General features: G+C 38.9%; 12 protein-coding genes. 10 read left to right on the top strand and 2 right to left on the bottom strand.

Annotated elements, in window-relative coordinates; genetic code table 11:
* From AB5Z52_RS14990 to AB5Z52_RS14955, 8 genes are all read left to right on the top strand, one after another.
* Window positions 1-430, top strand: a 430-nt coding sequence (locus tag AB5Z52_RS14990) for a zeta toxin family protein (protein WP_368266990.1), incomplete at its 5' end; no start/stop codon positions are given.
* Complete coding sequence (locus tag AB5Z52_RS14985) at window positions 423-590, top strand: hypothetical protein (RefSeq protein WP_002298811.1); 168 nt, start codon at window positions 423-425, stop codon at window positions 588-590. The genes AB5Z52_RS14990 and AB5Z52_RS14985, both read left to right, overlap by 8 nt.
* A gap of 79 nt (window positions 591-669) precedes the next feature.
* Window positions 670-1,812: a DNA cytosine methyltransferase gene (locus AB5Z52_RS14980; protein WP_368243530.1), complete on the top strand. Its 1,143-nt coding sequence runs from the start codon at window positions 670-672 to the stop codon at window positions 1,810-1,812.
* A complete protein-coding gene (locus tag AB5Z52_RS14975; protein ID WP_002390861.1) occupies window positions 1,802-2,092 on the top strand; it encodes a hypothetical protein in 291 nt (96 codons plus the stop codon). Before AB5Z52_RS14980 ends, AB5Z52_RS14975 begins: the two co-directional genes overlap by 11 nt.
* A gap of 255 nt (window positions 2,093-2,347) precedes the next feature.
* On the top strand, window positions 2,348-3,532 hold the full coding sequence (gene mobT, locus AB5Z52_RS14970; RefSeq protein WP_010776413.1) for a MobT family relaxase: 1,185 nt from the start codon (window positions 2,348-2,350) through the stop codon (window positions 3,530-3,532).
* On the top strand, window positions 3,529-3,666 hold the full coding sequence (locus AB5Z52_RS14965) for a DUF3789 domain-containing protein (RefSeq protein ID WP_080114501.1): 138 nt from the start codon (window positions 3,529-3,531) through the stop codon (window positions 3,664-3,666). Before mobT ends, AB5Z52_RS14965 begins: the two co-directional genes overlap by 4 nt.
* A gap of 4 nt (window positions 3,667-3,670) precedes the next feature.
* Entirely contained in the window at window positions 3,671-3,892 is a 222-nt protein-coding gene (locus AB5Z52_RS14960; protein WP_002298822.1) for a hypothetical protein, read from the top strand.
* Between the two features lie 11 nt (window positions 3,893-3,903).
* The gene (locus AB5Z52_RS14955) at window positions 3,904-4,407 is read left to right on the top strand and encodes an antirestriction protein ArdA (protein WP_368243527.1); all 504 of its coding nucleotides are present in this window, start codon (window positions 3,904-3,906) and stop codon (window positions 4,405-4,407) included.
* Window positions 4,408-4,441: 34 nt separating this feature from the next.
* Here the strand turns inward: AB5Z52_RS14955 and AB5Z52_RS14950 are convergent, their stop codons facing one another.
* Together AB5Z52_RS14950 and AB5Z52_RS14945 are read right to left on the bottom strand one after the other, a co-directional pair.
* Entirely contained in the window at window positions 4,442-5,014 is a 573-nt protein-coding gene (locus AB5Z52_RS14950) for a hypothetical protein (protein ID WP_016171813.1), read from the bottom strand.
* A gap of 15 nt (window positions 5,015-5,029) precedes the next feature.
* Window positions 5,030-5,644, bottom strand: a complete 615-nt coding sequence (locus tag AB5Z52_RS14945; protein ID WP_010776409.1) for a hypothetical protein — start codon at window positions 5,642-5,644, stop codon at window positions 5,030-5,032.
* 76 nt (window positions 5,645-5,720) lie between these two features.
* Here AB5Z52_RS14945 and AB5Z52_RS14940 point away from each other — a divergent pair, with 76 nt between their 5' ends.
* Both AB5Z52_RS14940 and AB5Z52_RS14935 read left to right on the top strand, forming a co-directional pair.
* Window positions 5,721-6,110 (top strand): conjugal transfer protein, encoded by a 390-nt coding sequence (locus AB5Z52_RS14940; RefSeq protein ID WP_010776408.1) that lies wholly within the window; start codon window positions 5,721-5,723, stop codon window positions 6,108-6,110.
* On the top strand, window positions 6,097-8,445 hold a 2,349-nt coding region (locus AB5Z52_RS14935; RefSeq protein ID WP_368266988.1), incomplete at its 3' end, for an ATP-binding protein. The genes AB5Z52_RS14940 and AB5Z52_RS14935, both read left to right, overlap by 14 nt.

Below are 8,445 nucleotides of genomic sequence, written 5' to 3'. Positions count from 1 at the left end.
ACGAGGATCAGCACTTTTGGTAGATGCTGCTCTCGATTTAGTTCTTAAAAAGGGTTATAGTTTTATTCTTGATGGCACGTTTGCGACTTCTAAGGTAAATCAAAATATTGAACGGGCACTCAAAAAGAATTATAATGTGCTTGTCTATTATGTATATCAAGATCCATTTATTGCTTGGGACTTTACTAAAAAACGAGAAGAAGTTGAAGGCCGTTTTGTTCCTAAAGAACGTTTTATCAATGCTTTTTTTCAATCGAGAAAAAATTTGATGCAGGTGAAAAAGCAATTTCAAGAGAAAGTAACCATCAATATCTTAGTGAAGGACTTTCAAAATACGATTTCTGATTTTCTAATGGACATTGATAATGTTGAACTAGCATTACCAATCAGTTATACGAAAGAAAGATTGGAGGAAGAGCTACATGACTGAGAAAGAAAAAGTTGAAGAAATTATGGAGAAGTATAACCGTAACTTTTCTACACTACAAAAGAATGCCTCTGCGAAAGAGCTGAAGACAGTCTTTAAATTTGTAGCAGATGAATCCAATCGGAAACAACGAGAATTGATTGGTTTGGATAAAGAAAAATAAATTTGAAATTTAAATAGTTTTAAGAGCCAAGAGCAAAAAATGTTCTTGGCTTTTTTCTTTGCAATGAATGAGGTGATTTATGACATTTTTAGATTTATTCGCCGGGATTGGTGGCTTTCGCTTAGGTATGGAACAAGCCGGTCACCAGTGTATCGGCTTTTGTGAAATTGATGAATTTGCCCGGCGGAGTTATAAGGCAATTCATGATACAAGGAAGGAGGTGGAAATGCATGACATCACAAGTGTACCAGACGAGTTTGTTCAATCCCTCGGACCAGTGGACATCCTTTGCGGTGGCTTTCCGTGCCAAGCTTTTTCAATTGCGGGAAAGCGGCAAGGATTTTCCGATACTCGAGGTACTTTATTCTTTGAAATCGCTCGGTTCGCCACTATTCTCCAACCTAAGTTTCTATTCCTTGAGAACGTCCGGGGATTGCTCAATCACGAAGGAGGGGCTACGTTCGAGACGATCCTCCGAACGCTGGATGGATTGGGGTATGATGTGGAATGGCAGGTGCTTAACTCAAAGGCCTACGTTCCCCAAAGCCGCGAGCGGGTCTTCCTTATCGGACATTCTCGAGACGCACGTACCAAACAAGTATTTCCTATCATTGGATCGTCTCCAACATCTGATCAAAACATCCGAAACTTGTTAAATATCAATCCTTCCAATCGAGGAATGGGTGGCCAAGTCTATGGTTCAGATGGGGTTGCCCCAACCTTAACCGGTGATGAAGGAATCAAAATCGCATTGCCGGTAAAGGATGGAATTTCTGTAGCCGGTATGTTATCAGGAAATTTTGAACAAGGCAATCGTGTTTATGAGGTAACTGGAACTGCCCCCACCTTGTCAACGAAACAAGGTGGAACAAAAATCATGATTCGCAAAAATGAAACAGAATATCAAGAGGTGAAGCCAGGGGACAGTGTGAACTTGGCTTTTCCTAATTCCATAAGTCGTCGAGGTCGTCTGGGAAAACAAAGTGTGCATACCTTACTAACAGGAGACCAACAAGCGGTCGTCACAGATCAGTATCAGATTCGGAAGCTAACGCCCAGGGAGTGTTGGCGACTTCAAGGCTTTCCCGATTGGGCTTTTGACCGAGCTTCTCAAGTCAATTCAGATAGTCAGTTATATAAGCAGGCCGGAAACTCAGTAACAGTTCCGGTCATTTTTGATATTGCCAGAAGATTAAAGGAGGTAAAACTAGATGATTTATGATGAGTTGATCGGAGAAATCTACTGGGTGATTGGCAAGATTCAGTCAGATCCGGAACTGGAAGAAGAACTGTACCGGCTCAATTTTGATATTCGAAAAAATGGGGTGAAGGTCCCTGGTGATTCATATGTAATGGATGAGGAAACCGATGCTCGAATTGAGTTGAATCAGGTTATCAGTGAATTCGAACGGATTGCGGACCTTGCCAAAGAACCTGATATCCGCCAATACTTGTTTGAGATAAAAGCAGAACTAGAAATTGAGGGTATTACTGCGGAGTAACAACCAAATAAACCACTGATAGGCGCTGACCGCGGGGGATTTGCGAAGCAGAAATCCTCCGTGGTGCTGTGCCTGTTCATGGACGGCGTTAGCCGGCCATGATGTCTCACCCCCCGTATCTAACAGGGGGGTACAAAAACACAAAAAATAAGCAAGTAACCATTAAGAATTACTGGTGTAGCAAGAATAGTAAGTAATTTGTATAGGTGTTAACTCATTTGAAAAAGTTAACACCTTGAATTTGGAGGTGAGAACTTGGCACAACGGAATTTAGATTACCGGTTATTAAAAGACCGACGCAACGAATATGGTGTTTCGCAAAATAAATTGGCTACGGCTTGCGGGCTTAGTCGTCCCTATTTAAATCAGATAGAAAACGGTGGCGTAACACCATCCGCAAAGACCATGAAGAAAATTTTTGACCAACTGGAAAGTTTCAATCCCGATTTGCCTTTGACGTTACTGTTTGACTATGTAAGGATTCGTTTCCCCACAACGGATGTACGGAAAATTATTCAAGAAATTCTCCATTTGAAATTTGAGTATATGCTTCATGAAGATTACGCCTTTTACTCCTATCAAGAACAATACGTCATGGGCGATATTGTGGTGATGTTGTCTCATGAAGAAGATAAAGGTGTGCTCTTGGAATTAAAAGGGCGAGGTTGTCGGCAGTTTGAAACTTTTTTACTCGCACAAAAGCGTAGCTGGTACGACTTTTTCGAAGATTGTCTAAAAGCTGGTGGCGTGTTGAAACGCTTGGATTTAGCAATCAATGATCGAGTGGGCTTGTTAGATATTCCTGAATTAACGAAAAAATGTCAGAAGGAAGAATGTATCTCCTTGTTTCGTACCTTTAAAAGTTACCGTTCCGGGGAACTGTTGAAAACCGACGAAAAGGATGGCATGGGCAGTACTTTATATATCGGTAGCCTCAAGAGTGAGGTTTATTTCTGTTTGTACGAAAAAGATTATGAACAATATATCAAGTTAGGGATTCCATTAGACAAGACCGAAACGAAAAATCGCTTTGAGATTCGACTGAAAAATGACCGAGCCTATCATGCGATTCAAGATTTGTTAAAAGGTCGTAGTATTGAAAGTACCACATTTTCCATTATCAATCGGTATTTGCGATTTGCGGATAAAGTAGATGGAAAACGGAGAACCAATTGGCCCTTAAATGAACAATGGGGTCGTTTTATTGGACGGAATCGGAAAGAGATTCAATTAACTTCTGAACCGAAACCGTATACCATTGAACGAACCTTGAATTGGCTAGGTAGACAAGTTGCCCCTACGTGGAAAATGGCTAAGGAGTTGGATCGTTTGAATCAGACAACCTATATACAGGATATGGTACAGAATGCCCGCTTATCAGACCGGCACAAAAAGATTTTGGAGCAACAAAGTATGGCAATTGAAAATTTGATTATATGAAAAGAGGAATTTTGATGGGAATTGTAAAAGATATTTTATTGGTATTTGGTGGCAGTATGCTTGGTGTTACTGTGATGTGCTTGATGAACGCAAGTGCAGCGGCAGACCGAGCAATGGAAAAGAAAGGAAAGTGACGAGATGAATTTCGGACAAAATTTATATCAATGGTTTTTAACTAACGCGCAATCGTTAGTCTTACTGGCAATTGTGGTCATTGGTTTATTTTTAGGATTTAAGCGTGAGTTTTCCAAATTGATTGGCTTTTTGGTGATTGCCTTGATTGCGGTCGGTCTAGTCTTTAATGCTTCTGGTGTGAAAGATGTCTTACTCAATTTGTTTAACCGAATTGTCGGAGCTTAGGGGGAATCACTATGGAACAGATGCGAGTATATATTGCGAACCTTGGAAAATACAATGAAGGGGAGTTGGTGGGGGCGTGGTTTACCCCACCTGTCGATTTTGATGAAGTAAAAGAACGGATTGGATTAAATGACGAATATGAAGAATATGCGATTCATGATTATGAACTGCCTTTTGAGATTGATGAGTATACACCAATTGAGGAAATTAATCGGTTGTGTGGTTTAGCAGAGGAATTTGAAGGAACGCCGATTGGTGAGGTTGCTTTAGAGATTCAACACGCTTTTTTCAATTCTTTTGAGGAGATGGTGGAGCATGTGGATGATATTATTTGTTATCCCGATTGTAATGATATGAGTGATGTAGCGTATTACTTGATTGTGGAAGCTGGTGATTTTGGAGAAGTACCGGAACATTTGAAGACGTATATTGATTTTGATGCGTGTGGTAGAGACTTGGAGATTGGAGGCAACTATTTGGTTACGAGTCGTGGAGTTTTTGAGTATGCAATATAAAGATATACGCCATTCAATTTGAATGGCGTATATCTCAATTTATTAATGGGAGTTTATCAGTGTTAGAAAGTGCCCAAACAATTGCGTTACCAGCTAAAGTAACAACTTTTGGATGTTTTTCGAGAAACTCAGAAAATCGTTCTAAAACGTTAGGCTTAAAATCTTTTGTTTCAACAATTTCGATAAGTTCTTTTCCTACTCGTTGGTCTTCAGGCGGTAAAGCATCAATATATTCTTTTAATTCCTCAAGAGAAGTATTCCAGCTGTTTGTGACAGTATTGTTGTTTCCAAACGCTGCTCCTCTATAGTCACCGGAAGAGTTAAAGTTAAAGGTATTTGTTGTCTGAATCGACTGATTATTTTTTTCTGAAGGATGAATTTTCTCAGCTCCAGCTTCTGTTAGTTCGACGTTGTCAGTCCAAATTATGGGTGTCATTTTGGTTTTTGTTATAGACGCACCTCGGATATAGCCAGAATTTGTTGCACTTTCTAATAATGATGCGAATTCTTGTTGGGACAGCTCCAATAAGTTTGATGTAACAGTAGTTCCGTCATAAACGAATTTTAAAAGTTGATTTAACTTCTTTTCTTTGGTTAGATAGTCCATACTAAACTCCTCTTGTTAAGTATTATTAGTTGTGTTATTACTACCGAAACTTGCACCCTTTTGATCCCCGCCATAGATATTGTAGATGTTACTAATGCTTGTATCGGATGCGTCTTTTTTTGGATAGGGGGTATCTAATACGTCGTATCCTTCTGTAGTAACCCTTGCAAATTGTGATAAAAAGAGATGAGGTTTGTTACTAGCATATTTAATAGCAATTCCTTTAACTAAATTTGAATCAATAGCATATTTAATTAAGTCGTAGTAGTCAATTTCTCGAACACGTTTGTTTGGAGTTCTTAAATCATCGTCTTGATCATCTAATCGTTTGAGAAATATCTGGAGTTGCTTATATCGATTCTCACGATTCATTTTAATAGGTTTATTCGATTCACTAATTTGCTCAATAAAGGCATATCCTTTATCTGTGATTATTGCCTGACTAGCATCTATATTTGGACCGCTGTAATAATGTTCGATTTTTAAATTATGAACTAATCCTTTAGAAATAATATACTTATAAAGCTCTGCGTCTGATTCTGAGATATCAGCATTTGTGAGTATATCTGCTTCATTTTGGATTTTCAATAATAGCTCATACAATTTAAGATTAAGTTCTTCTTGTTTCAAACCGATCTACCTCCTAACTGCCTTTAATTATAACAGAATTTTCAACATGGATAATAATATATTTGGAGATGAGTCAATGAAAAAAATAAAAAGCTACACCAGTATTTGGGCAGTTGAAAAAGTCATTTACGCAATCAATGACTTTCAGTTGCCTTTTCCTGTGACCTTTAACCAGATGGCTTGGTTTGTTTTGTCCTTGCTGTTTGTCATCGTATTTGCCCATGTGCCTCCGCTATCTATGATAGAGGGGGCATTTTTAAAATACTTAGGCATTCCGGTTGCGGTTACTTGGTTTATGTCCCAAAAGACTTTTGATGGCAAGAAACCATTGGGATTTTTACGGTCTTTTATCAGTTATCACTTGCGGTTTAAGGTTACGTTTGCAGGAAAGAAAGTCAAAGAACAGAAGAAACGATGGGTCGAGCCTGTCACTTTAGTGAGGAGTGTGAACTATGTACCCAATTAAGTATATCGAAAACAATCTTGTGTTTAACCAAGAAGGTGAGTGTTTTGCTTACTATGAGTTAGTGCCTTATAACTACTCCTTTTTGTCACCGGAACAAAAATATCAAGTACATGATAACTTTCACCAATTGATTGCGCAAAATCGTGAAGGCAAGATCCATGCCTTACAAATTGCTACAGAAAGTAGTATTCGTGCCACACAAGAGCGATCGAAGAAGGAAATTACCGGTAGACTCAAAGAAGTCGCGAAACAACGGATTGACCTACAGACAGATGCATTGGTATCTATGATTGGCGATAGTCAGATTGATTATCGCTTTTTTATTGGCTTTAAACTAATTGCGATAGATGAAGAAGTCAATCTAAAAAGTCTCAAGAAATCTTTCTTTTCTGGGTTTCAAGAATTTATCTATGGGGTGAATCATCATTTGATGGGCGATTTTGTTTCCTTATCCAATGAAGAAATTCGTCGGTATACTAAGCTTGAAAAACTAATGGAAAGTAAATTAGCTCGGAGATTTAAAGTCAGACGGGTGACACCGAGTGATCTGACGTATTTGATTGAACATATTTATGGCGAAAAAGGTACACCATTTGAAGAATATGAATTTCAGTTACCAAAGAAAAAGCTGAAATTAGAAACCCTAGTGAAACGTTATGACCTATTACGTCCAAGTCGTTGTTTGATTGAAGAAAAACCAAGGTACTTACGCATGGAACATGAGAATCATGAGTCGTATGTAGCGTACCTGACAATCAACACGATTGTGGGAGAGATGGATTTTCCTTCTTCGGAACTTTTTTATTACCAGCAACAACAATTCACATTTCCCATTGATACGAGTATGAATATAGAAATTGTCACTAACAAAAAGGCACTCGCTACTGTTCGTAATAAGAAAAAGGAATTAAAAGATTTAGACAACCATGCTTATCAATCCGACAATGAGACGAATTCCAATGTCTTAGATGCTTTAGATTCAGTGGATGAATTGGAAACCACTTTGGATCAGTCCAAGGAATCCATGTACAAATTAAGCTATGTGGTTCGGGTGAGTGCGGAATCAGTAGATGAACTAAAACGCCGTTGTGATGAAGTATTAGATTTTTATGATGACACCAATGTGAAACTAGTTCGGCCCTTTGGCGATATGACGGGCTTACATGAAGAGTTTTTGCCTTCTAGTAAACGATACATGAATGACTATATTCAGTATGTTACCTCTGATTTTCTCGCCGGTCTTGGTTTTGGCGCTACCCAAATGTTAGGAGAATTAGAAGGCATTTACTTTGGCTACAATGTGGATACAGGTCGTAATGTTTACCTGAAACCGGCATTGGCTTCACAAGGAGTCAAGGGTTCAGTAACCAATGCTTTGGCTGCTGCTTTCCTCGGTTCTCTTGGCGGTGGAAAGTCCTTTAGTAACAATCTCTTAGTTTATTATGCCGTCCTTTTCGGTGGGCAAGCTGTAATTGTCGATCCAAAAGGAGAACGAGGTGGCTGGAAAGAAACGTTGCCAGAAATTGCGGATGAAATCAATATCCTCAACTTAACTAGTAAACCAGAAAATCAAGGCTTACTTGATCCTTATGTGATTATGAAGAAAAAGAAGGACTCGGAAAGTCTAGCGATTGATATCCTAACCTTTTTAACAGGGATTTCTAGCCGTGATGGGGAGAAGTTTCCCGTTTTACGCAAGGCCATTCGAACCGTTACACAGAGTAATCAACGAGGACTATTACAAGTCATTAACGAACTTCGAAACGATGGCTCACCAGTCGCGGAAAATATCGCCGATCATATCGAGTCTTTTACCGATTATGATTTTGCTCACTTGCTTTTCTCAGATGGTTCGATTACGCAATCGATTAGTTTGGATAAACAGTTGAATATCATTCAAGTGGCGGATTTAGTTTTACCAGATGCAGAGTCCACTTTTGAAGAATACACCACCATGGAATTACTCAGTGTTTCGATGCTGATTATTATTTCAACTTTTGCCTTGGATTTTATCCATAGCAACCGAGAAATCTTCAAAATTGTAGATTTAGATGAGGCGTGGAGTTTTCTTCAGGTAGCGCAAGGAAAGACGTTATCGAATAAACTCGTGCGTGCTGGTCGGGCCATGAATGCCGGTGTTTATTTTGTCACGCAAAATAGTGACGATTTATTGGATGAACGTTTAAAAAATAATATCGGGTTGAAGTTTGCTTTTCGCAGCACCGATATTCATGAAATCAAGAAAACCTTGGAATTTTTTGGATTGGATCAGGAAGATGAAAGCAATCAAAAACGCCTGCGAGATTTGGAAAACGGTCAATGCTTGATGCAAGAC

This window comes from Enterococcus sp. RTP21361st1_A6_RTP21361_211029 (genome assembly GCF_040910045.1).
Lineage (GTDB): Bacteria > Bacillota > Bacilli > Lactobacillales > Enterococcaceae > Enterococcus_D > Enterococcus_D gallinarum.
Note: the sequence above shows the minus strand (reverse complement) of the source record. Positions and strands in the feature narration are given on the sequence as shown.

Coding starts and splice junctions, on each gene's coding strand:
- AB5Z52_RS14960 (WP_002298822.1), top strand. CDS start 3,671: ATGAATTTCGGACAAAATTTATATCAATGGTTTTTAACTAACGCGCAA.
- AB5Z52_RS14950 (WP_016171813.1), bottom strand. CDS start 5,014: ATGGACTATCTAACCAAAGAAAAGAAGTTAAATCAACTTTTAAAATTC.
- AB5Z52_RS14985 (WP_002298811.1), top strand. CDS start 423: ATGACTGAGAAAGAAAAAGTTGAAGAAATTATGGAGAAGTATAACCGT.
- AB5Z52_RS14965 (WP_080114501.1), top strand. CDS start 3,529: ATGAAAAGAGGAATTTTGATGGGAATTGTAAAAGATATTTTATTGGTA.
- AB5Z52_RS14955 (WP_368243527.1), top strand. CDS start 3,904: ATGGAACAGATGCGAGTATATATTGCGAACCTTGGAAAATACAATGAA.
- AB5Z52_RS14980 (WP_368243530.1), top strand. CDS start 670: ATGACATTTTTAGATTTATTCGCCGGGATTGGTGGCTTTCGCTTAGGT.
- AB5Z52_RS14975 (WP_002390861.1), top strand. CDS start 1,802: ATGATTTATGATGAGTTGATCGGAGAAATCTACTGGGTGATTGGCAAG.
- AB5Z52_RS14940 (WP_010776408.1), top strand. CDS start 5,721: ATGAAAAAAATAAAAAGCTACACCAGTATTTGGGCAGTTGAAAAAGTC.